The sequence below is a fragment of the Dietzia natronolimnaea genome (assembly GCF_002289575.1).
GTDB classification, from domain to species: Bacteria; Actinomycetota; Actinomycetes; order Mycobacteriales; family Mycobacteriaceae; genus Dietzia; species Dietzia natronolimnaea_A.
The window spans coordinates 1-739 of record NZ_NTGA01000110.1; the positions used below are offsets into that span (position 1 = coordinate 1).

At 58.2% G+C, this 739-nt stretch carries 1 protein-coding gene; it reads left to right on the plus strand.

Annotated features, from left to right (window positions below):
* Nucleotides 1–732, plus strand: a 732-nt coding sequence (locus tag CEY15_RS17880) for a helix-turn-helix domain-containing protein (protein WP_095719510.1), incomplete at its 5' end; no start/stop codon positions are given.
* Nucleotides 733–739: the final 7 nt, after the last annotated feature.

Sequence of the window (739 nt, forward strand, 5' to 3'; positions counted from 1 at the left end):
CTAGTAAGCGCAGGTTCCGCAGGCGAGATATTGGAATTGCTTGCCTACCTGCCGCTAATAACCCCAGCCCTGAGTGCGCAGTTCTACGCAGGTGGACACGGAGTGTCTGTCGCGCTCAATGGGCAGACGGGCGATCGAGTCCTAGACTCCCTAGTGGTCACCTACTGTGGTGCGGTCCTGCTGAGGCTGCTGAATATACTCGTTGGCGATGCACCAGACATCACACTCTCACTGGGTTGGCCCGCTCCGGAAGGTCTGCCCGTGGATCAGGATTGGTTAGCTGGTCGCCTGGTATTTGACGCTTCACTGTCCATTCTGCATTTTCCCGTTGACGCGGTCAATCACGTCTGCCGGTTCTCTGACCCCGTGGCGTATCGACTCGCTAGCGGTGACTTGCAGCGAAGGCTCGACGAGCGGAGTAAAATCGCCTCGTATTCGGACAAGGTGAGACGTCTGATAGAGAAGCGTCCCGCAGATTGTGGAAGTCAGTGGATTGCAGACGAACTCTCCATCTCTACGAGCACACTTAAGCGGCGCCTCTCTGAGGAAGGGATGACCTATCGCGGACTGCGCCAGTCGGTCATTCGTGAGTACGCGATTCTTCGTTTACTGGACGGATCTGTGTCCGCGAGCGAGATCGCCACGGACCTCGGTTACAGCGACCTCGCCAGCTTTTCACACGCTTTCAAGCACTGGACCGGCCACCCGCCGACGGGGTTCCGTCGTAGGTAGCGCTGCC